At 59.6% G+C, this 26,419-nt stretch carries 18 protein-coding genes, 2 tRNA genes and 2 riboswitches; of the genes, 9 read left to right on the top strand and 11 right to left on the bottom strand.

The genetic code is table 11. From position 1 onward, the window contains the following. The 5 genes from G5154_RS15260 to G5154_RS15280 form a co-directional block, all read right to left on the bottom strand. Positions 1-76 (bottom strand) — tRNA-Ala (locus G5154_RS15260). 789 nt (positions 77-865) lie between these two features. Then, a complete protein-coding gene (locus G5154_RS15265; RefSeq protein WP_421213548.1) occupies positions 866-2,782 on the bottom strand; it encodes a glycoside hydrolase family 19 protein in 1,917 nt (638 codons plus the stop codon). A 79-nt stretch (positions 2,783-2,861) separates the two neighbouring features. Further along, on the bottom strand, positions 2,862-5,843 hold the full coding sequence (locus tag G5154_RS15270; protein WP_421263950.1) for a M66 family metalloprotease: 2,982 nt from the start codon (positions 5,841-5,843) through the stop codon (positions 2,862-2,864). Between the two features lie 73 nt (positions 5,844-5,916). Beyond that, complete coding sequence (locus G5154_RS15275; RefSeq protein ID WP_421251334.1) at positions 5,917-8,529, bottom strand: glycosyl hydrolase family 18 protein; 2,613 nt, start codon at positions 8,527-8,529, stop codon at positions 5,917-5,919. 99 nt (positions 8,530-8,628) lie between these two features. After that, positions 8,629-8,716, bottom strand: a riboswitch (cyclic di-GMP riboswitch). Between the two features lie 621 nt (positions 8,717-9,337). Next, complete coding sequence (locus G5154_RS15280) at positions 9,338-11,935, bottom strand: glycosyl hydrolase family 18 protein (RefSeq protein WP_216979362.1); 2,598 nt, start codon at positions 11,933-11,935, stop codon at positions 9,338-9,340. Positions 11,936-12,033: 98 nt separating this feature from the next. After that, positions 12,034-12,121, bottom strand: a riboswitch (cyclic di-GMP riboswitch). Between the two features lie 482 nt (positions 12,122-12,603). Between G5154_RS15280 and G5154_RS15285 the strand changes: the two genes are divergently transcribed. The 5 genes from G5154_RS15285 (at position 12,604) to G5154_RS15305 (ending at position 18,731) form a co-directional block, all read left to right on the top strand. Further along, positions 12,604-12,680, top strand: a tRNA-Arg gene (locus tag G5154_RS15285). 205 nt (positions 12,681-12,885) lie between these two features. Continuing rightward, positions 12,886-13,770 carry a DMT family transporter gene (locus G5154_RS15290; RefSeq protein ID WP_337073524.1) on the top strand — a complete coding sequence of 295 codons (885 nt, stop codon included), beginning with the start codon at positions 12,886-12,888 and terminating at the stop codon, positions 13,768-13,770. Between the two features lie 106 nt (positions 13,771-13,876). Next, entirely contained in the window at positions 13,877-15,814 is a 1,938-nt protein-coding gene (locus tag G5154_RS15295; RefSeq protein WP_421251336.1) for a methyl-accepting chemotaxis protein, read from the top strand. Between the two features lie 500 nt (positions 15,815-16,314). Further along, entirely contained in the window at positions 16,315-17,763 is a 1,449-nt protein-coding gene (locus G5154_RS15300; RefSeq protein WP_005343605.1) for an OprD family outer membrane porin, read from the top strand. 140 nt (positions 17,764-17,903) lie between these two features. Then, on the top strand, positions 17,904-18,731 hold the full coding sequence (locus G5154_RS15305) for an SDR family oxidoreductase (RefSeq protein ID WP_421251337.1): 828 nt from the start codon (positions 17,904-17,906) through the stop codon (positions 18,729-18,731). 82 nt (positions 18,732-18,813) lie between these two features. Here the strand turns inward: G5154_RS15305 and G5154_RS15310 are convergent, their stop codons facing one another. Further along, complete coding sequence (locus G5154_RS15310; protein WP_139739995.1) at positions 18,814-19,146, bottom strand: DUF1904 family protein; 333 nt, start codon at positions 19,144-19,146, stop codon at positions 18,814-18,816. A gap of 88 nt (positions 19,147-19,234) precedes the next feature. Between G5154_RS15310 and G5154_RS15315 the strand changes: the two genes are divergently transcribed. The 4 genes from G5154_RS15315 (at position 19,235) to G5154_RS15330 (ending at position 22,826) form a co-directional block, all read left to right on the top strand. After that, on the top strand, positions 19,235-20,137 hold the full coding sequence (locus G5154_RS15315) for a TraB/GumN family protein (protein ID WP_421251338.1): 903 nt from the start codon (positions 19,235-19,237) through the stop codon (positions 20,135-20,137). Between the two features lie 121 nt (positions 20,138-20,258). Beyond that, positions 20,259-20,438 carry a DUF3149 domain-containing protein gene (locus G5154_RS15320; protein WP_005338733.1) on the top strand — a complete coding sequence of 60 codons (180 nt, stop codon included), beginning with the start codon at positions 20,259-20,261 and terminating at the stop codon, positions 20,436-20,438. Between the two features lie 189 nt (positions 20,439-20,627). Next, entirely contained in the window at positions 20,628-21,209 is a 582-nt protein-coding gene (gene smrA / locus G5154_RS15325) for a DNA endonuclease SmrA (protein ID WP_005338734.1), read from the top strand. Positions 21,210-21,347: 138 nt separating this feature from the next. Then, positions 21,348-22,826, top strand: a complete 1,479-nt coding sequence (locus tag G5154_RS15330; RefSeq protein ID WP_201944365.1) for a carboxypeptidase M32 — start codon at positions 21,348-21,350, stop codon at positions 22,824-22,826. A gap of 118 nt (positions 22,827-22,944) precedes the next feature. Here the strand turns inward: G5154_RS15330 and G5154_RS15335 are convergent, their stop codons facing one another. The 5 genes from G5154_RS15335 to G5154_RS15355 all read right to left on the bottom strand — a co-directional run bounded on the left by G5154_RS15335 (position 22,945) and on the right by G5154_RS15355 (position 26,419). Continuing rightward, on the bottom strand, positions 22,945-23,346 hold the full coding sequence (locus G5154_RS15335; protein WP_159143128.1) for a VOC family protein: 402 nt from the start codon (positions 23,344-23,346) through the stop codon (positions 22,945-22,947). A 94-nt stretch (positions 23,347-23,440) separates the two neighbouring features. Continuing rightward, positions 23,441-25,072 carry a DUF7305 domain-containing protein gene (locus tag G5154_RS15340; RefSeq protein WP_337073528.1) on the bottom strand — a complete coding sequence of 544 codons (1,632 nt, stop codon included), beginning with the start codon at positions 25,070-25,072 and terminating at the stop codon, positions 23,441-23,443. Beyond that, positions 25,069-25,617, bottom strand: coding sequence for a PilW family protein (locus G5154_RS15345; protein ID WP_216979366.1), 549 nt, complete (start codon positions 25,615-25,617; stop codon positions 25,069-25,071). Before G5154_RS15345 ends, G5154_RS15340 begins: the two co-directional genes overlap by 4 nt. Beyond that, positions 25,611-26,003 carry a type IV pilus modification PilV family protein gene (locus tag G5154_RS15350; protein WP_159143122.1) on the bottom strand — a complete coding sequence of 131 codons (393 nt, stop codon included), beginning with the start codon at positions 26,001-26,003 and terminating at the stop codon, positions 25,611-25,613. The genes G5154_RS15345 and G5154_RS15350 overlap by 7 nt, the downstream gene beginning before the upstream one ends. Then, positions 26,000-26,419 carry a GspH/FimT family pseudopilin gene (locus G5154_RS15355; RefSeq protein WP_337073529.1) on the bottom strand — a complete coding sequence of 140 codons (420 nt, stop codon included), beginning with the start codon at positions 26,417-26,419 and terminating at the stop codon, positions 26,000-26,002. The genes G5154_RS15350 and G5154_RS15355 overlap by 4 nt, the downstream gene beginning before the upstream one ends.

Consider the following 26,419-nt stretch of genomic DNA (forward strand, 5'->3'; position numbering starts at 1 on the left):
TGGTGGAGCTACGCGGGATCGAACCGCGGACCTCTTGCATGCCATGCAAGCGCTCTCCCAGCTGAGCTATAACCCCAACTCACCTCGGCGCTGACGAAGTTATCTCCGGCAACGGAGGCGCATGATAGGCATCACCCGCTTTGCTGTCAACCCTAAAATAACCACGACTGATTCGTTTAGTCAAAATTGCAGCAGTTCGCTGTTTTTACCAGCAAGACGCGTGCTATCTCTCTGTTTTATGTCACAAATCGGCTCAAGCACCTATAAAGGAGAGGCCGTGCAGCAAGCCTCTTTCCCCGTGCAACGCTCCCGCTCTCAGACCTCTCTATGCTGGCTGGTAATCAGCTTCTCCCCCGTCACCTCGGGAAAGCCTTTCCATAAAGGGCATTGCATTTGAAAACCCTTTCCATGATTTTTGTAAATTTACAACACAGAAAGTTGATCTGGCTCACAAATGACCATAGGATCAAACCGTGACCCAGGTCACACACTATAACCATAAATGACAGAGCGATGAGGTAAACCATGTTTGAGAATCTGGCAGTCCTGTTCCACCTGCGCGGTGCAACCACCAAGAACGGCGTTGTAGAGAAAGATGCCTATGCCCCCTCCACCCGTGAATACTACTTCCGCTACGGCAAATAATTGCTGAAAGCCTTTCACGAAAAATGTAATAAAAAAACAACACACATCATCACACAGCCCTCTCGAGGCGCTGTCCTGTCCGGGCCAGATGTTCCACGGCCAAACCTGAACTCCACCAAACAAGAATGGGGCCCGCAGGCCCCATCTTTTATTGCTCCGGATTGTCATTGCACCAGATAGTGCGCTGGCTTGTCGGCAAGCCTTGTAACCCTGAAACGGCTCAGAGCTTGATCCAGGCATCGGCCCAGGCCGTACCCTTGCCCGGCTCATAGGCCCAGGCGGCACCGGCACACCAGCCAGTATAGGGGTGCGGTTTGCACTCGTAGCTGGCACCGCCATTGCTGACCCGCTCGCCTGCCTTGTAGGGAGTCCCCTCTTTATAGGCCGGATAGTCAGGCGGCGTTACGCCCCCCTCCTCTCCTTTCACCAGCAGGCTATGGGTGGTGCTGCGGCTCAGATTACCTTCATCTGTGACCGTCAGTTTGAGCTCCAGCTTGGTATCGCTGGCCGGCTTGGGCAGAGTCAACTCCAGCGTCACCTGATCCAGTGCCGGGGCTGAAGCACCAGCCGGAATAGTCCAGGCATAGGAGAGCGGCTTGCCTTCCGGATCGCTGGAGTGCTGACCAGAGAGCGTTACCTTGCTGCCACCTTCGGCCTGCGCCGGGCCGGTGATATTGGCCACCGGTGGCAGGTTGGTGCCACCGCCGTTATCCTCGATCACCACCTCCGGATAGAAGTGCTGAACGCAGCGGCTGTAATCCCCTGCCTTGAAGGCGCTGAAGCGGGTCTGGTAGCCCACCAGCTTGCACGCATAGCTCTTGCCGCCGTTGGGGTTCTCTGCCACATAGCTCCAGTCCTGCTCCCAATAGATGGGCAAGGCACCGGCGCCCTTGTCGTCAAACACCTTCATATTCTTGCAACCCAGCACTTCGTCGGATGGCACCGCCACTCCGAGGTAGTTGGCAAACTCGCGGTAGTAGTTGATGCGATTCTGGGACTGGGCGTGCTCGACCGGACCGCCGCACTCCACCCCACCGTTGATGATCTGGGTAGTGACCCCGAAGCCCGGCACCAGACCGTTCTGCTTGTCATGGTCATTCGGCTGCCAGGTGCCATCGATGACATGGAGCATGGAGGGCTTGGGCGGCTGCGGATAGGTATAGAAGAACACCGCACTGGCGAGGTTCAGCCAGGTGTCGGCCACCAGATCGGGGCGGTCGAGCAGGGTGCGCACCGTGCCGAACATCGCCTCGGAGAAGGGGCCGTAGTTGTAGTTGTAGGAGAGCTGTTTGGCGCCGCGACCAAAGTAGCTCTTGAACTCGCCATTGTCGAACGTACCGCACGGCCACTGCTGACCCTGCCACACATCGGAACGGCACTCGGCGTTGTAACCGCCGCGCATGGTCTCATTCCATCCCATCTCGCGTACATAGACCAGCGCCTGACGCCACTCGGCCTCCGGGCGCCAGTTTTCATGGCCGCCTGTCTCCTGGGCGAAGTGGGCGAACATGGTTGCCAACGTCTTGCGGCAGATAGCATCGGCATCGCGGCCATCACTGTAGTCGCTGCACAGGGCTGGGAACTTGGCCGCCGCCTGCAACAGGCCGCGATAGGTGTACTCGGGGGCGCGCAGCGGGAAGAGGTAGTTGAACTGACCCTCGCTCAGCAGGCTTTCGACCCGCTTGACGTTGCCCGGGTTGTCGGCACGGCCCGGCTGCACCGCCTCGACCACCAGATTGTCACGGGTAGCGATGGAAGCCTTGACCGCTTCCATCGCCGGGAAGTCGGTCAGCGCCTTCTCTTTGGCATCCAGCTCGGCCTGGCTCATATAGACGGGGGTGGTGCTGCCATCCGGCGGGGTTGGCGTCGGCGGATTGGGCTTGTCATCGCCGCCGGTATCCGGCGGGGTCACTTCCCCTTCGCCAACAAGCTTCCACGGGGTATCCCACTCATTGGCGGCCGCCATGCCCGGAGTCTGCCCCGGGTTGACCCACCACTTGGCCTCAAAAACCTGGCCGTTGTAATTGACCTGGCTGCCGCCCGGATAGGATTTGTTGATGTCGTATGCCTCGGCCGCCCACAGGTGGCCGCTCAGCATCATGCTGGCAAGCAGAAGGGTGATGCGGTTTTTTTTCATTATTGTTGCTCTCTATGGTTTTGTGGCAAAAGGCAGAACCCGCCTGAACAGGCTCCGCCATCTTCATCATGGACTCAACCTAAGGGCAGCTTGCCGCCCCGACATCCAGCCAGACATCGTGCTTGCCCGGCTCGTTGCCTTGAGTCCACCACTTGGCCTTCCACTGACGGCCGTTGTGGTTGGTCAGCTCCCCGCCGTTGTAGGCAACGGTCGCGCTCCAGCCCAGCTCAACCTGACTCGCCAGCGCCCACTGATCGGCGGCGCGGCCCGGTTCATTGCCCTGAGTCCAATACTTGGCACGCCATACCAGCTGGTTGTGGCTCACCTTGTCACCGCCGTTGTAGACCTTGCTGGCCTGCCATGCGGGAACGTTGGCCGCTTCCGGATCTGTGGTGTTGCAAGAGCCGTCGACCACGGGCGCCAGCGTCAGCACGACGCGCCCTTCGCTCTGATGTACCCCGTCCGAGACGCTCACACTCAGCTCATGCTGCTCACTAGTGGTGACAGCCGGCGGTAGCAGACGCAGGCTGGCACTGGTCTCGCCTTCTACCTGCCAGCCCGTCGGGAAGTGCCAGCGGTAGCTGAGCGCATCGCCCTCGGGATCGCTCGCCTCGGCAGTGATGGTCAGCCACTCACCGCCGACGCTGCCAAGCTGCGCCGGTACGGTCACTACCGGAGGCTGGTTCTCAACCACGCCCTGCTCCAGCGGCCGCCCGTTGACGGTAAAGGAGAGTGTCTGCTGCGGTGGCAACAAGCTCTGCTGTACCAGTGTCTGGCCACGGCACTGGATAGTGGCGCGACCGGGCTCGCTGGCGGTGGGCAGGTTGATGTGGAACTTGTTCATGACACTGCTGGATGCTCTGTGATTGGCCAGCCTGAAGCGCTGCAGACCATCGCGGGTCTCCACCTGCAACTGGCAGTCATTGCCGGACAGGGTGTTGCTGTCATCCGGATAGGTGAAGCCGTAAGCGCCGTGCAGAGCCGGATAGATGTAGCTGCGCAGGGCTCCTTGCGGATCGTAATAGCCCACCAGGGTGGTCACCGGCACGCCGAACTGCTCGGGCTTGCGTGCAATCTTGGTATCGATGGGGGAGACCTCCACCCAGCTCTGGCCATCCGAGGTGAAGCTCTTCTTGAAGCCCCGGTTCACCACAATTTCCTTGCCGTTGATAAAGAGGCGACTGTTGTAACCGGCCCCGTGATCGATGGTCAGACTACGCCCACGGTTGTCAGCAGAGGCAACCGGCACCCGGATATCACGAGTCCAGCGTCCATCCCACATGGCGACCCTGACCAAGCCGTAATCCGCCAGCAGGGCACTCAGTCCGGCCTCGCTCAGGGCATCCATGGGAGCATCGACCTTCTCGATCCCCTCGATTGTGTGCTGATAGGGCTCCATCCTGGCCGTCGCACTGTTCCACTTGCTAAAGCCGGTGGCCGAGTTGGCATCGAACACCGCCTTGCTCTCCAGAAAACGCTGGATGATGGCGGCGGAATTGGGGGTATAGAGGGTGAAACGGTTGGCGCCGGAGAGAGGGCGGCCGCCCGCCATCGCATCGTAGCCAAACTTGCGGCCATCGAACGGTGGCTGGCACTGGCCATCCAGACAGGCATCCTCATTGGTGCGGGTCGGCGAGAAGTTGGGGATGAAACGGTGTTTGTCACTGTCCCAGCCCCAGCTGGAGTTGAGCTGATCGGCACTGCGATGAACCGAGCCACGGAAGCCATCTACATAGTGGCCAAGGCCGAAGTTATGGCCCACTTCGTGGCTGAACTCGTTGCCCAGCGAATCATCCAGTGTGACGATGCCACCGCCACCTGACCCACCGTGCACCTGAACTCCATTGGCATACTTGCCGCGACTGTTGTGCGCCGTCAGTTGGGCCGCCACAAAGGGATGGCTTCCCTCCCCTTCACCGGCACTGCTGTTGATGCCGTAGTTGGCATTGTCGATGCCGTGGGAGATGAGCTCCTTGCCGATGCGCTGGCGCATGGTGCCGCCATGCCAGCCCCCTTCGCTCGGGTCAAAGTCGGTCAGCAATGTGCCGTTGGGCAGCATCACCTCAGGCAGGGAGAGCGGTGCATACTGACTGACAATCATCCGGCTGGCCGGAATGGTCTGGAAGTATTCGCGATGGGCCTCCTTGTCATTGGCAAAGGCAAAGCGATCCCGTGGCGTGGTGAGCATGCCAATGTCCATGGTGTGCAGCAGCAGCTCGCCGGGGGCGCCGACCTTGATGTCACGCAGTTCACCGCTGAGATTGCCCTGACGAACGGAGAGGTTCAGTCCGGGCTGGATCCACTCGGCAGGCAGCTCGCCGCTCCAGGTATCCGCTGCATAGGTGATGCGGTTGTTCTCCAGCTCCCCCTCGCGGAACCACTGCCCGTTGGCAAACTTGAACTGCAGGGTCTGGCCACGGGAGACGGTCACCTGTCGCTCACCATAGAAGGCCGTGGAGTTATAACCGGCGCTGGAACGGATCCGCACCATCTTCCCCTCCAGCTCCGGGCTCACGGGCAGGTAGATATCCCGAACCCAGCGGCCGTCGGCGGTCTGGATCTCCACCAGCGCACGCCCGGTCAGCCGATCCTTGAGGAAGGCGCCGCTCTTGTCGTTCAGTTTGGCCAAATCAGCACTGCTGCTGATGACGGCAGTGCTGCCGCTCTCCGGGACGAAGCTCACTCCGCCTTCGGGAACCCCCGCGAGATGGTAGACCGTCTCGGGCAGCGCCGATGGCGGTGACAAGGTCAGGGTGCCAAGCAGCTTGCCGCTGCCGTCACGGACCTCCACCGTCATGGGGGTCACCCCGTTGGCCTGGAGCGGTTGCACCAGCAGCAGGCTCTTGCGCAGGCTGGTCAGGATGGGTTGGCGATCCCCCTCCTTGGGATGGGAAGGCAGGATCTGGCTCTGGGCAAACTGCACGCTGGCACCCAGGCTACCCGCCAGATCGCTTTGCGGTGTCGTGTCATTGAATATCAGGGGCGAGGTGTTGGCAGACAGGGGGCCAGCCGCCAGGGTTGCCATGATGAGGGCAGCGATTCGGGTCACATTTGTGGTCATTGTCGGGTTCTCGTTCATATTGCTACCGGGAATGAGGGGCATGTCTCCATGCCCCGTCATCGGTGAGGAGGCCTCAGTTACAGCTTGCTGCCCCGATATCCAGCCAGACATCGTGCTTGCCCGGCTCATTGCCTTGAGTCCACCACTTGGCCTTCCACTGACGGCCGTTATGGTTGGTGAGATCCCCGCCGTTGTAGGCAACGGCTGCGTTCCAGCCCAGATCAACCTGACTCACCAGCGCCCACTGATCGGCGGCACGGCTCGGCTCATTACCCTGAGTCCAGTACTTGGCCTGCCATACCAGCTGGTTGTGGCTCACCTTGTCACCGCCGTTGTAGACCTTGCTGGCCTGCCATGCGGGAACGTTGGCCGCTTCCGGGTCGGTGGTATTGCAAGAGCCCCCCTCACCGCCTTCGTTGATCGGGGTAACGGTGAGGCGGGTTGCCGCGTTGGCATCGAGTGCGCCATCGGAGACGGTCACAGAGAGGTCATAACCGGTTTCGACATCGACCGCCGGGCCGGTGACCACCAGGGTGGCGCTGCTCTGGCCGGTCGCCGTGATACCGGCAGGCACTTGCCATTGATAGATCAGCTCGTCGCCATTGGGGTCGGATGCCTTGGCGGTGATGGTCACCTGCTTGCCCTCTTCCACCTTGACGCTGGCAGGCAAAGTCACCACCGGAGCCAGGTTGGGCTGCGGCGCCTTGTTGGTCACCACCACCTGATCCCTGGCGGTCAGTTGATGGTCATCGGTCACCGTCAGCTCGAACACCAGATTGATGTCGGCGGACACGGCATCGAGTACAACCCGGGCCTTGGCCTGAGTGGCATCAAGCAGAGCGGCCTGCGGGCCGGAGACCTGCTTCCAGCTATAGGTGAGGGTGCCATTTTCCGGGTCGTGGGAGGCGGAGCCGTTCAGCGTCACCTCGGTCGGGCCGGTGACACTCAGATCGCTGCCCGCGTTGGCTACTGGCGGCTTGTTGGCTGGTGGAGTGACCCCTTCACCGTGACCGAGACCTTCATGCATGGCGTTAAGGATGTCACCGTTGTCGGCATCGATCTCCCAGGAGAAGAGCCCGCCCAGCTTGTTGGCCAGCACGTATTGGCCTTTCGCCTTGACCGAGCGCTCGTCGTCATAGGTGATCAGCTCGCCGGTGGAGGGCTTGAACAGGGTGGCTGCTTCGGCAGTCTCGTCGTAGTTGTACTCCCAGCCTGCGCCCATATGGCTGTTGACGATGTGGCGATAATCCAGCACGCCATCTTCCCAGGTGCCCTTGATCTTGCCGGTGGCGGTGCCGGTGAAGGGATCGTTGCCCTTATATCCGCTCACCCCTTTCCAGCCGCGACCGTAGGCGGCGGCACCGATCACCAGCTTCCCGGAGTCGACCCCCTGCGCCAGCAGTTGCTGTACCGCTGCATCAGTGTTGTAGCGCTTGTTGGCCGAGCCGTTGGTGGCCTGATAGAGGTTGGCCTGATGACCCAGGGAGGTATTGCTCCAGGCTCCGTTGTAGTCGTAACTCATCACGAAGAGGTGGTCCATGTACTGCTGAGCAGCCTTGTAATCCACGTCCTCAATCTTGTCGTAACCGGCACCGATGGCAGAGGTGAGCTGATAGGTGCGACCGGTCTCGGCCTCCAGCTCGTCGAGCATGGCGCGCAAATCCTTCATGATCAGCACATAGGTTTCACCATCTTTGGTCTTGTCCCCCAGATTGGGGTTGGCACCGTCGCCGCCCGGGAACTCATAGTCGATATCGACACCGTCGAAGAACTTCCAGGTCTGCAGGAACTCTTTGACCGAGGCGACGAACACGTCACGCTTGGCCTTGTCATGCATGAAGAAGAAGGGGTCGGAGAGGGTCCAACCACCGACGGAGGGGAGGATCTTCAGGTCCGGATAGGCCTGCTTGAGGGCCATCAGGTTACCGAAGTTGCCCTTGTAGGGCTCATCCCAGGCAACCAGTGACCCCTGCCCTTTTTGCAGCGCGGCCCAAGGATCGTGAATGGCGACCTGGAAATCCTTGCGCCCGGCGCAGGCACGTTGCAGCGCCTGGAAGCTGCCGGCAATCTCTTTGAGGCTGTCGTTGAGGCCATCACCGCCACAGATCGGGGTGAAGCCATAGAGGATATGGGTCAGGTTCTGGGCCGGCAGCTTGTCCACGGTGAAGTTGCGATCATAGACCCCCCACTCCACATAGTAGGTACCGACCACCTTGCCGGACTTGTTGACATAGGGTTTGTTATTCTCCTGCAGGGCAGGCTTGAGCGGTGCAAGGTGGCTGCCGTCGGTATCGGCGACCACGATCTCCTTGGCATCAGACAGGGTACAGCCATCGCCGTTGCACAGCGCGACCTGCATCTGATAGCGGCCCCCCTTGTGCACCTTGAAGGTGGCGGTACCCGCGGCGGAAGAGGGACCGGACCAGACTTCCTTGCCATCCAGCAGCACCTTGGCACTCTGGCCAATATCGCCGTTCCAGAGATTCCAGGTGACGGTCACATCGGCGCCATCCTTCACCTTGACCAGCTCGTTATAAGCGGTCGCGGACTGGTTGACTTCGACGATGGCAAACTTGGTGGGGCCCCAACCGATGGCGGGTTTGCCGGGAGCTGCCGCATAAGCGGCGGAGGAGGCGAGCAGGGTGCCGACCATCATAGCCAGCAGTGAAGGTTTTGGACTTAGCATATTGCTTTCCTTTTCGTTATTGGAAAAACGAAAGGGCAACGCAACACGACAGGTGACACAAAAACGGCCACCCCTTGGCAAAGGCAGCCTGCATACTACTGTGGTGGCCCCGCTATCCTAGGTCGTCTTGACCCTTAGACCGGAAGCTTTGCGTCCCGACTTTTCAATCGGTTTGCCCTTGTCACAACGTTATTTCTGGCGATAAATAATCGCCGATTGACTGTAGGGTAATTCTGATAAGTAAGCAAATCGGACCATTGCCAGCCCACCAGTTACCAACCCCGACAATTACCCACTTTCAAGAAATTAATGTTTAAAAAAACAGCCGGATATGCAGACCTAATCTCATCACCTCCAACCAGATACCTCACACCATTTTTTTGATCTGCATCACACCAAATTGAGAAAAATCAATGAGTAAGAACAATATGCGACAAAAGACCCATCTGTATCGCAACTAATGAATTTATAATCGCCGCTTTGCATGGCCAGCAGGTGTCTTCATGCCCAGCGAATTGCCCTCACGCACCCGGTTATCCAGATACGACAAATTTGTTCGTTTGACGATTTATGCCTTGCCACTGGCCGGAATGGTCTGGCTTATTAACAGCCTCAATGGCTGGCAAAGGGCAACGTGCGGCACAGATGCCAGCTATCGGGGAGAGCATTAATCACTAGCCCGGAAGGGCTGCTTTGCAGGCACAAAAGAGAATCTGGGTGGGGAAACCGGTTGGCAGACCCGCCAGAATGTGGCGAAGCGGGGAGAAAAAACGGGGCATGACTGGCATGCCCCGCCACCATTCAATGCTTATTTACAACTGGCGGCTCCCACATCCTGCCAGACGTCGTGTTTGCCGGGCTCATTGCCCTTGGTCCAGTACTGCGCCTTCCACTGACGACCGTTATGGGTGGTGAGCTCGCCACCGTTGTAGGCCACATTGGTATCCCAACCCAGTTGCACCTTGCTCACCAGCAACCACTGATCCGCGGTGCGGCTAGGCTCGTTGCCCTGGGTCCAGTACTTGGCCTGCCACACCAGTTGGTTATGGCTCACCTTGTCGCCGCTGTTATAGGTGCTTGCCGCTTTCCAGACTGGCCAATTGACCGCATCCGGATCGGTCGCCGTGCAACCACCGCTGCTGCTGGCCGGCTTGACCGTCAGACGGGTTGCCGCACTGGCATCCAGTCCGCCGTCGGAGACGGTGACGCTCAGGTCATAGCCGGTGTCGCTGGTGACGCTCGGGCCAGTCACCACCAGGGTGGCGCTGCTCTGACCCGTTGCGGTGATGCCTGCCGGCACACTCCACTGATAAGTGAGTGGATCACCGTTCGGATCGGAGGCGGTCGCCTTGATGGTCACCTGCTTGCCCGCCTCCACAGAGGCCGTGGCAGGTAGACTCACCACAGGCGCCAGATTGGCCTGCGGCGCCTTGTTGGTCACCACCACCTGATCCTTGGCACTCAACTGCTGATCATCGGTCACCGTCAGCTCGAACACCAGATTGATGTCGGCGGACACGGCATCGAGTACAACACGGGCCTTGGCCTGAGTGGCATCGAGCAGGGCAGCCTGCGGCCCGGAGATCTGCTTCCAGCTATAGGTGAGGGCGCTGTTTTCCGGATCGTGGGAGGCTGAACCATCCAGCGTCACCTCGGTCGGGCCGGTCACCTTGAGGTCACTGCCCGCGTTGGCCAGCGGCGGCTTGTTGGTAGGTGGAGTCGTCCCCTCGCCATGGCCCAGCCCTTCATGCATGGCGTTGAGGATGTCGCCGTTGTCGGCATCGATCTCCCAGGAGAAGAGGCCACCGAGCTTGTTGGCCAGCACATACTGCCCCTTGGCCTTGACCGAGCGCTCGTTGTCATAGGTGATGAGATCGCCGGTCGCCGCCTTGAACAGATAGGGCGCCTCGGCCACCTCGTCGTAGCCCTTCTCCCAGCCAGCCCCCATCCGGTTGTTGACGATGTCGCGGTAATCCACCACCCCGTCCTCCCAGGTGCCTTTCACCTTGCCGGTCGCCTTGCCGGTGAAGGGGTTGTTGCCCTGATAGCCGCTCACGCCAGTCCAGCCACGGCCATACATGGCGGCACCGACCACCAGCTTGCCGGGGTCAACCCCCTGCGCCAGCAGCTGATTGACCGCCTTGTCGGTGGTGTACTTGGTATCGGGGTCCCAGCTCGCTGCATAGAGGTTGGTCTGGTGACCCAGTTCGGTGTTGCTCCATGCGCCGTTGTAGTCGTAGGTCATCATGAAAATGTGGTCCATGTAGGGCTGGGCCGCCTTGTAGTCCACATCCTGGATCTTGTCGCCCCCCGCTCCAATGGCGGAAGTTAGCTCATACTGGCGACCAGTCTCGGCCTCCAGCTCGTCGAGCATGGCCCGCAGCTCCTTCATCAGGGCCACGTAGGTGGCACCATCACTCGGGCTGCCCAGTTTCGGGTTGGCACCCTGTCCGCCCGGGTACTCCCAGTCGATATCCACACCGTCGAAGAACTTCCAGGTCTGCAGGAACTCTTTCACCGAGCCGACAAACACATCGCGCTTGGTTTTGTCCCCGAGGAAGTAGAAGGGATCGGAGAGGGTCCAGCCACCGACCGAGGGGAGGATCTTGAGATTCGGATAGGCCTGCTTGAGCGCCATCAGGGCGCCAAAGTTGCCCTTGTAGGGCTCATCATGGGCGGTGAGGTTGCCTTGCGGCATCTGGATGGCGGCCCAAGGATCGTGCATCGCCACCTTGAAGTCGGCCCGGCCGGCACACGCCCGTTGCAGTGCCTGGAAGCTCCCTTCGATCTCCTTGAGGCTGTCGTTGAGGCCATCCCCACCGCAGATGGGGGTGAAACCATAGAGGATATGGGTCAGGTTCTGGGCCGGGATCTTGTCCACTGTGAACTTGCGGCCATAGACTCCCCACTCCACATAGTAAGTCCCTACAACCTTGCCGGACTTGTTGGCGTAGGGCTTGTTGTTCTCCTGCAGCGGAGCCTTGAGTGGCGCCAGATGGCTGCCATCGGTATCGGCGACCACGATCTCCTTGGCATCAGAGAGGGTACAGCCATCGGCGTTGCACAGCGCCACCTGCATCTGGTAGCGCCCCCCTTTCTTCACCTTGAATTTGGCGCTGCCCGCTGCGGTGGAGGGGCCGGACCACACCTCCTGACCATTGAGCAATACCTTGGCACTCTGGCCCAGATCGCCGCTCCAGAGGTTCCAGTTCACCTCCACATCGGCGGCATCCTTCACCTTGACCAGATTGTTGTAAGAGGTTGCCGCCTGATCGACTTCCACAATGGCAAATTTGGTGGGACCCCAGCCGATGGTGGGTTTGCTCGGAGCGGCCGCATAAACGCCGGATGAGGCAAGCAGGGAGCCGACCATCATGGCCAGCAATGTGGGTTTTGGACTTAGCATATTGTTTTCCTTTACGTTATGGACAAACGAAAGGGCGACACAACACGACAGACAGCACAAACACGACTACCCCTTGGCAAAGGCAGTCAACATAACACTGTGGTGGCCCCGCTATCCCAGATCAACAGCGCCTTTAGACCGGAGGCTTTGCGTCCCGACTTTTCAATCGGTTTGCCCTTGTCACAACTTTATTTTCGGCGATAACTAATCGCAAATTAACTCTATGGCAATTTATATAACTACGCAAACAAGACTATTATCCTCCCCTGCTAGCCATACCTGCCGCTTGGTCGCTGCATCATGCGTCACCTTTAAAATAGAAGGGAAAACTCAGTCGAAAAAAGCAAATAAATAATTGATAAATAAACCCTTTTAAATCGAGCGCAGATAAATAAGAAAAAGATCAACATCTGATAGCAGAGCACAACAAGAGATAGTCCCGCCCGAACTGCTGCAGCAAAATTTAAAGTTAATTAATTGCATAAAAAATCAAACCCTGCCCACACCATCACCTCCCTCCTGCCATCCTTGGTGATCCAGACTCAACGAATTTGTTTATCTGACCTGCCGAGATAACAAACACACAATCCGGTCATAATGTAAGCAACTGGATAGACAGACATACGCAGTTGTTTATTTTTATTGGCATTTTTATATAATGCGCGCACGTCCCAGTGGCACAGCTGGATAGCGCGCGCCCCTCCTAAGGGCGAGGTCGCAGGTTCGAATCCTGCCTGGGACGCCACCAATCCCCCTTTCGCATTCACTCATCTCGTTGACGATGGGGACAACGTCTAGCAGCACTCTGCTTGCGCCATCAAAATTTTCACCGAGTCACAAGCAACTGTATTCGTACGGCATTCGGCATATGCCCTCTCTCTGATAGACTGCTTCTCTTTGGCTGAGCCTTCGAGCAAAGCCAGCTGCTTCATCTTGCAAAGGAGTGTTGGATGTCCGGTTGTTCCTGGTGGGATAGATCCACCGGTTTTGCCTTGCTGACCATTGTGCTGTGGGCCTCGCTGGCGGCGCTGACGTCACGAGTCACCAGCGTGTCACCGCTGGTACTGGTCGGGCTGGTGCTGTTTTTCTGCGGGGTCGGGGCCTTGCCGTTCTGGCGCCAATGGCGTGCTCGTCCGATTACCTGGCTGGTGACGGTTGCGGCATTGCTGCTCTACCATCTGCTGCTCTTTATGAGCTTTCGTCATGCCCCGGTGCTGGAAGCAAACCTCATCAACTACCTCTGGCCGCTCTGCATCATTCTGTTCACCCCGCTGTTGTTGCCAGGCCATCCACTCCATGCCCGTCACCTGCTGGCTGGCGCCTTTGGTCTCGCGGGCTCCATGCTGGTGATGGTCAATGGCGAGCTGCAACTGCAGCAGGCCTATCTGCCGGGATACCTGCTGGCACTGGGCGCGGCAGTCGTCTGGGGAGCCTACTCGGTATTATCACGCCGTCTGCCGCCAGCCCCCGCCGTTGTCACTGCGGCAGCCTGCCTGCCCGCAGGTTTGCTGGCGCTGCTGCTTGCCCGTCTGCTCGAAGGGCCTCTGCCGCTCGCGCAGCTCCCCACCAGTGACTGGCTCCTCATCATCGGGCTGGCGCTGGGCCCCATGGGGGCGGCCTTCGTTACTTGGTATCTTGCACTGCGAGACGGCGATCCTCGCCGGATCGGGGCGCTTGCCTACCTGACACCGCTGCTGAGCACCTTGCTGCTGGTGTTGCTCAATGGTGAAGCGCTCACCCCGCGCCATCTTCTGGCCGGAGCACTTATTATGGGCGGCGCCCTGCTCGGTATGCTGGGCCAACGTAATAGCGCGCAGGCTTCCTCATCCAGTTAAATCGGCAACATGGGGCCACTTGACCCGCCTTGTCATAAAAGCGCCATCATCCCTGTTTAGGCTCGGGCCATGCTCCCCCATGGTCTGCGCTGACAGGAATAACCCCGTGAAAATCGCCCACTACGCCTCCCTCTCCTCCCTGGTTCTGCTACTGGTCGCGGGAGGACAGGCACTGGCTCTCTACCACGGCTGGCAACAGCTTGCCCGTACCAGTCAAGCCCAGCGCCAGCACGAAACGCTGCAACAACTGGTGACCATTACCCTGCAAAACAGTCTGCGTGACTACCTCAACAGCGGCGATCCGCAGCAACTGACCGCGGCAGAGAAGATCCGCCAGCAAGCGCTCTCCTCGCTGGCCGCTCAGGATGATGCCGTGGCGGCCCCGCTCAAACAGCAACTCGAACAGATGGCGCAGCGCATCGCTCACGACTATCAGGCCGCAGGCAAGCTCTCGGGCAACAGCCAGCTGTTGCTGCAACATGCGGAGAGTGAACTGGGCAGCCAGGCCATGGCACTGATCCGCTATGGGGAGCAAGGCGCCAGCACGGAACAATCTGCTGCGGCACAACAATATCGCCGCGGTGCAGCCGAGATCCTGGCGGGCCTGCCGCGCCTCGCCCATTTGCGCCAAAGCTATATGGAGCAAGGCAATGAGAAGCTGCTCGAAGGGATCCGCTTCGAGCTGGAGGCACTGCAAAAACAGGCGCAAGCGCTGCAAGCCTTGCCGCTGCTCGGTCTGTATGAAGAGGCGCCCGCCGATGAGTTCACTCTGGGGGAGCCGGTGCGAAAGGAGCTGGGGGATCAACCGCGCAGTGAATTACGCTCGTTGCTGGGCCGCTATCCGCAGGAGCTGGCCAACAGCCGCACGGCGCTACAACAGCAACAGGCTGGCCGCCAGACCGTGCAGCAAGACATCATGGCGATGTTGCAAGCGACCAGACAGATGGGGGAACAACTTGCCCGCGAGCGGCAAGCCGTCAATCAGGAGCTGGCCACCATCATCGGCACGCTGGCGCTCTGCCTAGTGGTGGTTGCCCTGCTGTTTGCGCTGGTGCAACGACGCTGGCTGCTCGCCCCCTTGTTGCGACTGCGCGGAGCCTTTCTGCAGCTCGATCAGACGGGGCAGGCCGAGCCGTTGCCTGCCGGGCACGATCGCAACGAGCTGACCGATATTGTTGCCAGCTACAACCGGCTAATCGGTCGCCTGCACCAGGACCAGCAACAAAAAGAGGGACAGCTGTCAGCGGTATCCCTCAGTCTGCAAGGGATGGTCAGTCAGGTTGACGAGATCCACCACAGCACCCGCACTACCGAACAGGTGGTCGACGAGAGCGGCCAGATGATGGATGAGCTGAACCAGCTGGCCGGAGAGGTCCATCAGGTCGCCGCCGACATCGCCCGGCATGCCCACAATAACGAACAGGCGATGAGCCAGAGCGAAGATCTGGTGGGTAGCATGCTGCACGCCACTCATCAGACCGGACTGGCGATTGACGAGAGCGATGAGGCGCTGCAAGCACTCACCCGCTCGGTTGCCGATGTAACGGCCATTGTCGATGTGATCGGTCATATCGCTCAGCAGACCAACTTGCTGGCCCTCAACGCCGCCATCGAGGCGGCTCGCGCAGGGGAACAGGGACGCGGCTTTGCGGTGGTCGCCGATGAAGTGCGCCATCTCTCGGCCAATACCCAGCAGTCCCTCAACCAGATCACCGATATTCTGGGACGTCTGACCCAATCCGGTGAACAGCTTGGTGCCGTGCTGAACCGGATCACCAGCGAGTCAAGCCGCCAGCGGGCGCAGGCTGAACAACTGCGCCAGACCACCCAGGCGGTGCGGGAGATCGCCCGCAACACCGCAGTGATCGCCCTGCAGGGCGCCGACAACGCCAAAAGTCAGGAACACAAGCTGGCCAGTTTTGCCGATTTGATCGCCCGTATTCATCAGCATGCCCGTCAGGTGAGTCAGCTCTCTGTACAGGTCTCATCCCATATCCATCATCAGGCGCAACAGATCCCCCGGATCCTTGGTCAGCAAGGCTGACCCCTATTCGCGCCGCATCCCACCAGATCACTTTCCCTCAACCAGAGGGAAAGTTTTTTTGTAGCACAAAATTATCTGTTACCGGCAGGTTAACTGACCCCTCTTCACCCGTATCGGATGAAAACCCGCGCTGGCGCTGGCTACAGCCTCAAGAAAACGCTCTCATCACCGTGATACCTGCCATGAGGCTGTTTACAACCTTGCCCATGATTATTTGCACTCGGTCATACTTTTGAAATGTTGAGGGAACTTTTCATTGATATTTCGCACCGCGAACGTACTCTTGGAGTTGTCCGGTAGCCAAGAATCGGAACACAAAAAAACAACATGTGATGATCAGGACTGCCAACGACGAGATGTGCCAAGACATCCGGGTTTGCAGGTAACCGAGAGAAGATTTTTTTGCCCTTCGGGGTTTTGATTGCAATGCCAATACCGAGCGGTAGGCCTGATGCCAACTGCCGGAAAAAAGCTAAGTCCATAAAATCAGGAGCAATAAAATGGAAAAAGTGATCTTCAAGCGCGCCGCTTTGAGTGCCGCTGTGGTAGCCGCTCTGGTCGCCCCCGGTATGGCGTTGGCAGCTCAGGATATGATGAGTCCGGATTACGGCCAATCCTATGAAACCTTCGTGAAAGACTCCAAACTGACCGGTGGTCTGTTCTACTTCCAGCGTGATCGTCAGCGCATCGATGGTGACCCGACTGCCGCCAAGAAAGAAGGCAAGTACCAGTCCAACCTGAGCCATGCCACCGTTCAAGCCGCTCTTAACTTCAACTCCGGTTATGCCTGGGACACAGTAGGTCTGGATCTGGGCGGCTTCGGTGCTTATGACCTGGCCGTTACCGAAAATCACCCGGTCAACCAGGAGAACGAATTCTCCTTCGCTGGCCGCACCTGGGGCAACAACGCCAAAGATGGCTCCCCTGAAGGTGGTTTCAGCCTCTCCAACGCAGCGATGAAGCTGAAATTCCTGGACGGCGGCATCACTGCCAAGGGTGGTTATACCCAGCTGTATGTCCCTGGCCAAATCGGTGTTAACTGGTCTTATCAGCCGGGTACCTATCGTGGTGGTCAAGTCGAAGGTAACTTCGGCGGCCTCTACCTGACCTACGCCATCGCTGACGAGTACAAGGCCCCCTGGTACAAAGAGACTCAGGTCTTCTCCCGTGCCAAAGCGTGGATGGATCCGTTCGCTGATGAAAACGTCATCGACTACATCCACGGTATCGCAGCCCGTTACACCTTCGAAAATGGCACTGCTGTGACCGGTTCTTTCGGTCAGTCCGAAGGCTACATGGATAGCTACCACTTCAAACTGGCTCACAAGTTTGACGTACTGGGCGGCCTCTCCACCAGCTACCAGTTCTACGGTTCCGAGACCGAGACCTACACCAAGGGCGCTTCCCAGATCGAAACTTATGACGGTCTGGCATGGCAACAAGCTCTGACAGCCGCCTGGGGCATGGGCCCTTACGGCTTCCGTCTGGAAGGTCTGTGGACCAAGGCTGAAGGTGCGGAAGGTAACTACCTGCCTCGCCTGACCCGTGGCTACGCCAACTCCCAGGGCGCCAACGAAATTTGGTGGGATTCCCGCTCCGATTGGAACGCCAACAACGAAAAAGCGCTGTTCTTCGGTGTAACCCGCTCTCTGGATGATCTGGTTGGTGCTCCTGGCTGGTCCGTCGGTGTATCCGGTGCTTACGGTTGGGATATCGAAACCGGTCAAGGCAAGAAAGCAGCCAACGGTGAAGATACCGAATGGGCAGCCAACTTCGATGTCACCTATACCGTGCAGGATGGCAAGCTGAAAGGCACCCTGTTCAAACTGCACTACACCGACTACAACAACGACATCAGCCAGGGCGGCGGTTGGACCGATTACCCCAACATCTTCGCCTCCGAGCACGACGTCAAGTTCCACATCATCATGCCGCTTACCTTCATGTAATCAGGCAAGACGATGTCAGCAAACCGGGCCACTTGGCCCGGTTTTCTTTTTGCCGGTTGGCAGGCTAACATGCGAGCCGGATAAGGGTTTTATCCACTCACCTGCCAGTACGCTTTGTCAACAGTCACAAGGACGCCATCATGCCCCGTTTTGTTCTGATCACCGGTTGTTCCAGCGGTATTGGCCTCACTGCCGCACTGGCGCTCGGGCAGCACGGTTTTACCGTGATCGCCTCGGCGCGCAAGGCGGAAGATGTGGCCCGTCTGCAACAACAGGGATTGCTGGCGGTACAACTGGATCTGGCGGACCCTGCTTCCATCGAGCTGGGTGCCAGTGCGGCGCTCCATCTGGCAGGCGGGCGCCTCTATGGCCTGTTCAACAACGGCGCTTATGGCCAACCCGGGGCGCTGGAAGATCTGCCCACCGAGGCGCTCAGGGAGCAGTTCAATACCAACCTGTTTGGCTGGCACCATCTGATCCGTCAGGTGCTGCCGCCGATGCTGGAGGCCAAAGAGGGTCGGATAGTACAGAACAGCTCGGTACTGGGGCTGGTTGCCATGAAGTATCGCGGCGCCTACAACGCCAGCAAATTTGCGCTGGAAGGCTATAGTGACACCCTGCGCCTCGAACTGGCGGGCAGCGGGGTACATATCAGCCTGATTGAACCGGGTCCTATCGATACCCGTTTTCGTGCCAATGCCCGCAGCGCCTTCTTGCGCCACATCGATCCGGCCCAGAGCCGTCATCAGTCGGCCTACCGTCAGACCCTGACGCGGCTGGAAAAAGAGGGGGCCACCAGCGGCTTTACCCTCTCCAGCGAAGCCTGCATCCCGCCGCTGCTCCATGCGCTGACCCACGCCCATCCCAAGGCGCGCTATCCGGTGACCACTCCAACCCGGCTGTTTGCCTTCTTGCGAAGGGTATTGCCCACTCGCTGGCTCGACAAACTGCTGGCCAAATCGGCCTGATCCCGTGATGGGCGGCAAACATCCTGCCGCCCGGATTGGGCTAGCTGTATAGCGGCATCACCAACCTGGTTTTACCCTCTCTTCAATAGTGCTCGCCATTGCTGTAGTAGGCGCTCTTGACCAAGGGAATCACCTGCACCACCACATAAGTCTGCTCCCCCAACACCTGCTTCAAATGGCGCGTGATAAGGCGCGCGGCGGCGTCCTGCATCTCTTGTGGCCGCTCGAACCAGTGCAGCTCGACAAACGGAAAACCCGCCTCTGGCTCGCCGTTGCGTATCCAGCAGCTATCAATCCGCTCCATGGTGACAAACTCCGGCTTGCCGCCGGTCAGCTCGCAAAGGTCGGCCAGCAGCGGGCCGCTCACCTGTTGCAGGGTATCGAGCGTCACGGCGCGAAAACGAAGATGGGGCATGGCAAACCTCTTGGTTATCTGAAATGAGGACTTATCATAGGAGTTATTGTCAGCAAGAGAAGTCACCCGGCGCATATTAAGGATCCCCATGAGATTTCATCGCACCCTCTTTGCCTTCCTGCTCTGCCTGCTGCTACCGCTGCACGCCTTTGCCGATCCCGCCTTCTATCGGGTGAGCAAGGGCAACCAGCAACACTGGCTGCTGGGCTCCATCCATGCGGGCAAGCCTTCACTCTATCCTCTGCCCGAGCCGGTGGAGCGTGCCTGGCTGCAGAGTCGCGCTCTGGTGATGGAGGTGGACATGAACAGCATCACGCCGGATCAGTGGCAACAGACCAGCTCCCTCACCCGACTGGTGGATGGCAAGCCGCTCAAGGATCATCTGCCTGCCGAACTCTATCAACGGACCCTGATGGCGGGCGCCCGCTATGGCATCGACGAGGCTACCCTCGCCACCCTGCGCCCCTGGTTTGCCGCCATTACCCTGACCCAGGCCGCCATGGCCCGCTCCGACTTCAAGAGTGAGCTCGGGATAGACCAGCACTTTGCCACCCGGGCTGCCAAAGAGGGCAAACCGGTAGTGGGTTTTGAAACCCTGCTGGAGCAGCTCGGTTATCTGGCCAGCGTGGGTGACAACCAGACCCTGATGCTTGCCAGTACCCTGGATGAGCTGCCAATGCTGGAGACAGGTTTCGCCGCCGTGATGAAGGCGTGGCAGCAAGGGGATGAGGCGACGCTGATCAATCTGCTCAAGGAGGAGATGGCTCCCCCCGCGCTACAGAGCTGGATGGAGCAGACCCTGCTGGCCGAGCGCAACCACAACTGGCTGAAGAAATGGTCCACCCTGCCCAACGAGAGCTTTATCGTGGTAGGCGCCCTGCACCTTTACGGCGAACAGGGTTTGCTGGCGCTGCTGGAGCAGCAGGGGTGGCACATTACTCCACTCACCACCCCTAGCCCGGCACAAGCTCAAGAACAAAGAGTCCAGTGAGAACGATCACAGAACGAACTGGTTATTAAACAACCTGAAAGGGAGTTGATCGGGATCATCCCGGACGGGGCAAAGAGGTATTTATCATGCCTGTCATCAACCGGGTGACAGGAGCAATAAAATGGACTTTTGGCTGGACCTGATGTTTGGCAACAGCGTGGGATTGATGTCGATGCTGGTGATAATCGGCACCTTCTTGCTCATCAGCTCTTACGCGGCCTACTTCATCTACAAGGTGATGCACTCGCAACCGCCTCATTCACAGCAACCCCATTCTCAACAGCCCAAAGAGGGAAAATAATCCTCTGACCACAGGCGGCAGTTCACACTGACCGCCTGTGCTGTTTTATGGTTCGCGACTGTGATTCCCGGGACAGGATGCACCAGTGTCCATGCCGGCCCTCCCTTATCCCCCCTGCCCCTTTCCCCGTTTTCTGTGCCGGTTGCGGCCGTTATAATGGCCCCCACTTTTTCTTATGGGGAGCCTGCCGTGTCTCATAACGACGAACTCTCGCTATTCATGAATGAAGTGGCCGACGTGCGGCCCATTCGCAGCGACAATATCCATCCCCATGCGGCCAAATCCGCCCCGACCGAGGCGCAGCTCGCTCGCCGTCAGGCTGCCACCGCCGAGCAACTCGCCCTCGACCACCTCACCATGGAGGCCATCGAGATGCGCGATCCGCACGAAATCGTCGGCTTCAAGCGTGATGGGGTGCAGGAGGGGGTCTACAAGAAGCTGCGGCTCGGCAAATACGAGCTGCAGGCGAGCCTGGACTTGCACCAGAAAACCCTCAACGAAGCGCGCCAGACGCTGGTGCAGTTCATTGCGGATTGTGAAGTCCGGGATATCCGCTGCCTGCTTATCCTGCATGGCAAGGGGGAGCGCAGCACCCCGCGCGCCCTGCTGAAAAGCTATGTCAGCGCCTGGTTGCCGCAACTGCCCGCCGTCATGGCGATCCACAGCGCCGAGCGTCGCCACGGCGGCAGCGGTGCTCTATACGTGCTGCTGCGTAAAAGCGAACGCAAAAAAGCAGAAAACCGCGAACGGCACCAGAAGCGGCTCGGCTAATCCGCCGCTCGCCACCACGCCTTTGGCCCACCTGCGCTAAGGTGGTCAACGATGCAGCGGCGGTGTTAGCATCGAACGGCCCCGATCATGCCAGGTACGGGGCGGCATACCATCAGGGACGATAACAAGGACAATCCCATGTCATATCAAAAGCTTGAACAACATCAGCAGCAGATCCACCGCTTTAGCCACCTCGCCGCCATCTGCGGCTGGGATCAGGCGGCCATGATGCCGGAAGGGGGCAACGATGCCCGCGCCGAAGCGATGGCCGAACTCGGTCTGCTGATCCACCAGAAGCGCACCGCTCCCGAGCTGGGCGACTGGATTGCCAAGGCCGAGAGTGAGCCGCTCGATGAAGTGCAACGTGCCAACCTCGGCGAGATCAAGCGCCAGTGGCAAGATGCCAGCCTGCTGCCCGGTGAGCTGGTCGAAGCGCTGTCGCTCGCCGGCAGCAAGTGCGAGCACGCCTGGCGCAGCCAGCGCAAGAACAACGACTGGGCCGGTTTTGCTCCCAATCTCGAGGAGGTGGTGAAACTCTCCCGTGAAGTAGCGCAGCTGCGGGCCGATGCGCTTGGCGTGCGCCCCTACGACGCCATGCTGGCCCTCTATGAGCCGGGCATGACCAGCACACGACTTGATCAAATCTTCGGCGATCTCGCCAGCTGGTTGCCGGATCTTATCCTGACCGTGAGTGAACAACAAAAGGGCGATGCCTTGTTGCTGCCGCAAGGCCCCTTCCCCATCCCGACCCAGCAAGCGCTCGGTCAGGAGGTGATGGGACTGCTCGGCTTTGATTTCGCCCACGGCCGGCTCGATGTGAGCAGTCACCCCTTCTGTGGCGGCGTGCCGACCGACGTGCGGATCACCACCCGCTATAACGAGCAGGAGTTTGTCTCCAGCCTGATGGGCATAGTGCACGAGACCGGTCACGCCCGTTACGAGCAGGGGCTGCCGCGCCATCTGCTGGGTCAGCCGGTGGCCGAGGCCCGCTCCATGGCGATCCACGAGAGCCAGAGCCTGTTTTGCGAGATGCAGCTGGGGCATCATCCGGCCTTCCTCGCGCTGCTGGCACCACGCATTCGTCACCACTTCGGCGAGCAGGCGGCGTTTGCGCCGGACAATCTGGCCAAGCTCTACAGCCGGGTCGAGCCGGGCTTTATCCGGGTCGATGCGGACGAGGTGACCTATCCGGCCCACGTTATCCTGCGCTACGAGCTGGAGCGCGATCTGGTGGAAGGGAAGATCGAGGTGGCCGACATCCCCGAGCTGTGGGACGCCAAGATGCAGCAGTGGCTGGGGCTCTCCACCAAGGGCAACTACCGCAATGGCTGCATGCAGGATATTCACTGGACCGACGGCTCGTTCGGCTACTTCCCGAGCTACACCCTGGGCGCCATGTATGCCGCCCAGCTGCGTTTTGCCCTCGAAAAAGAGCTGGGCAGCATGGGGGAGGTGATCGCGGCGGGTCGCTTGCCGGAGATCTTCGGCTGGCTCGGGCGCCAGATCTGGTCACAGGGGAGCCTGCACAGCACCGACGAGCTGGTGCGCCGCGCCACCGGTGAAGCGCTCAACCCGCACTGGCTGCGCCAGCATCTGGAACAGCGTTATCTGAAGTGATGCTTGCTACACGGGTAACAAAAGACGGGGCCCTTTTAGTTGACCACTACAGGGCCCCGTTTTTATGGCGGTGCATGGCACAGCACGCCGCCACAACCATGCTGTAAAAAGAGAAAATTCAGAGAGGATCAGGGGAACCCAGCAACTCGCGCAGTTGCAGGATATTGCCCTCAGGGTCGAAGGCGTTGCGCACCACAAAGCCGGGCCCCGTCCACTGCTGTGGCAGCAGGCCGCCGCCGAGATCCGCCGCCTTCGCTTCTGCCCAGGCGAGGCTGGAGACGGTGAAGAACAGCTTGATGGCCCCCTCTTCCCGCAATTCCGGCGGCCGCTTGATAACAACTTGCCCGGTATAAGGCTCGGGAATGGCGTGGATCAGCAGCTGGATATCGCTGTTTTCCAGCACCACCAACTGCTCATCCTGACTGCAGACCACCATCTGCAGCAATGTACGGTAAAAGTGGGTCAGCAGGCCCGGATCCTTGGCATAGATCAGGGCACCGGCACGAGCTGGGCCTGGCATGGAGCACTCCTCAACAGTGAACGACTGGGTGGACAGATCTCCACCTTCTCACAGTTGCGCGCCCCATTCGATCCTTTTTAGCGGCTCGCCAGCCTCACTGCACAAAGTGCCACTGCCGCAGTGCCAACGTCGGAGGCGGCCCCTGATCGTCCCCCAGATCTGCCATGCCCAGCGCCTCGTCATAGTGCACACCGCCCGCGCCACTCTCGGTCAAGTGTTTTGCCCGCACCGCCCCGTACAGACCGCCACTTCCGCTGATCTTCATCTCGGTGAGCGGGGCATAGAGAGCGGCATAGAGCGGCGTATTGCCCGACAGCTTGACCCCATCCTTGCCGCTATACGCGGAATAGATAGAGATAGCGGGCGTACCGCCAGCGGTCAGCCCCTGTTTGGCTGCCGTCACCTCGGCACCGGCCCCAAGATCGACCTTACCGCTGACGATCAGGGTCAGGCTGCTCCCCTCGCTCACCGTCAACTTGTTGCTGCCTGTCATGGTGAAATCCTTGTCGATCAGCAGCACCACATCCCCCTTGATGGTGAGACTGGCATCGGCCCCCATATTGAGGCTGTCGAGCTTGTAAATGGTCTGTTCCTTGCCAAACAGCTCCCCCTTGCCGGGGAACGGCAGCCCGGGCTTTTGCTGGTTGCTGCTGGTGACCGAGCCGGTGGCAGGATCCGTGGTCAGCACCATCTGCTGGGTGGCCCCGAGCGTCAGCGGGCCATTGATGGGCAATGTTGCAGGGGGGAACGATTTGGGCAGCGCGGCCACATTGAGCGGGTCACACACCTGCCCGGCAACAGGCGGTAGCTTGGGATGAGTTCGGTATTGGGGCTCCAGATACTTCTGATGCTTGGCATCAAGGAATGCCCCGTTCCCACCATAGTTCAACTTGTCGCCAGCAATGCTGGTGCCATGACCCATAGAAACATCCCCATTGATCGCAACAGCTCCGGCAATATGCCCCCCTTGCAAGGCAAAATTTCCACTCCCGTTCACGCTGCCCTCAACCCTGACGACCCCATCAGAGGGAGAAATGGTGATATCGCCGCCAGCAAGTACATTACCCGCAACAGGTGAAGAACCTTTCAAGGTCACCGAGCCGGTCGCCCGCACATCACCCCAGATGGGGGAGTGCCCGGCGAGCACCACATTGGCCTTGTCGCTGACGGTCGCCACCTTGGCGTTCTGCCCCTGATTAAGGGTCCCGGAAACAGACTCCTTGTACGCTCCCTTGCGCGAATCATAGCTGTCGATAAAACCGCTACCGGAAAGGCTTAGCCCTTCGCATGCCACTACCGAATCCTGAAAGATGAGATTGCCGGGCTCGCGCTTGAGGGCAAACAGCGCGTTGAGACTGGCATTGCCCTCCAGATAACGGCCATGGCTCTGCAACGCCAGTTTGCTGCCTGTAGAAGCATCCAGCTGATCGATGCGAAAGCGGCTGCCCGCCATGGCCCCTTCCCCCTTGCCTGGCACCTTCTGCACCAGTTGATCCCACTCTATCCGTGGTTCGGAGCCGAGCGCCTGATGCAGGGCGCGATAACTGTCGTTCATCCCCTGCTCGGCACTGAGCTGTGCATTGATCTTCTTGTGAAAATTGCCGCTCAAGCGGGTTTGCAGCTGGTTCTCCTGAATGCTGGTAAACACCAGCAGGCTCGACAGCAGGCTCACCACCAGCACCACCAGCAATACGGCTCCTCGCTGCCCCTGCAATCCCTTGTTCATCCTGCTCCCCCTGCACCGGATGTGGCCAGTGCTGCCGCCCAGACCGCCTTGCGGCGTGCCACCTGCACCTCTACCCCAGGCGCCAGATAGCTCGGCAGCCCTTCGGGCAAGATGCGGATATTGACCAGCGCCCCCTGCTGGCCGAATTCAAGATCCTGAAGATGGGCCAGCAACAGGCGCGGGCCATCCCCGTCATCGCAACTGAGTACCGGCGGCGTGAAGCGGTACTGCTCGGTAAAATCGGCGGTTTTCTGGTTGCCAAGGCAGGAGAGCACCGGACTGCCCCCCTCTACCTTGAAAGCCAGCGTCAGGCGATCAGGGGTGACCGCTATCAGCTGATCCGCCTGCTTGACGCTGTTGGTAAAGGTGAGAGTGGCAAAGCGCAGCACTTCGTTCGCCTGCTCCAGCGCCTTGCTCTGCTCAACCGTGCTCTTGATAGGCACGTAACCGGCAAAAATAGCCAGCATCAGCATCAGACCGAGCACCATGGAGATCATCAGCTCGACGAGACTGACACCTCGCTGTCGGAAGGGAACGTTCAGCATAGTGGCGGAAATCCTGCGTTCAGCTCAACCCGCCTGGCACCGGAGATCCGCGCATCACGCCACTCGATGGCGACCACAAAGTGGTCGCTGTAGCGACTAGGCAGCACCAGCTGGTGGCCCTCGTGCAGGGTGAAGCGGGCAAGAAAATCGCCCTGGGTGAACCGCTCCGGCTTGCGCTGTACTTCACACAGCGAACCCCAGATCTGCTCCACACTGTTGCTCGCCTCAATCGTGGCCAACGTACTCTGCAGGCTATAGTGCGCCTGCTGCAACGAGACCACCTGCCCCTTGGCGAGACCGAGAAATACCATCACCGCCAACACCATGGAGACCATGATCTCCACCAGATTGAAACCCTGCTGGCGAGCAGGCGCGGTGTGTCTCATGAGCAGCTCCCGTGCAGCAGCTGGCCGCTCGGCGCCACACAGAGCACGCGCTGATCTCCGAGGCGATTGGCCAGAGTGATCTCGGCGTGGCTGCTACTGCCGGTTGGCGCGATCTTGATGGGGTCAAACGGCTTGATCACCACGCCGCCAGCAGGTGCTGCCGCCTGACGCAGCAACTTGCTGTCAGCCATCACCTCCCAGCCACCGTTCTCGGTGCCCTGCAGTACCACCGGCAGGGTCAGCTTGACCGCTTCGCTGCGGGCAAAGCGGTAGGCTGACGCGAGCTCGGTCGCACTGCGATCGAGTCGTTCGGCCGCGAGGCGCTGACTCATGGAGGGCACTGCAACCAGCAGCAAGATGGCGGCAATGCCGACCGTGATCATCAACTCAATCAGGGTAAATCCGCGCTCGTTCAT

Origin of the sequence: Aeromonas sp. 600527 (genome assembly GCF_049175415.1) — a bacterium.
Taxonomy (GTDB): domain Bacteria; phylum Pseudomonadota; class Gammaproteobacteria; order Enterobacterales; family Aeromonadaceae; genus Aeromonas; species Aeromonas veronii_A.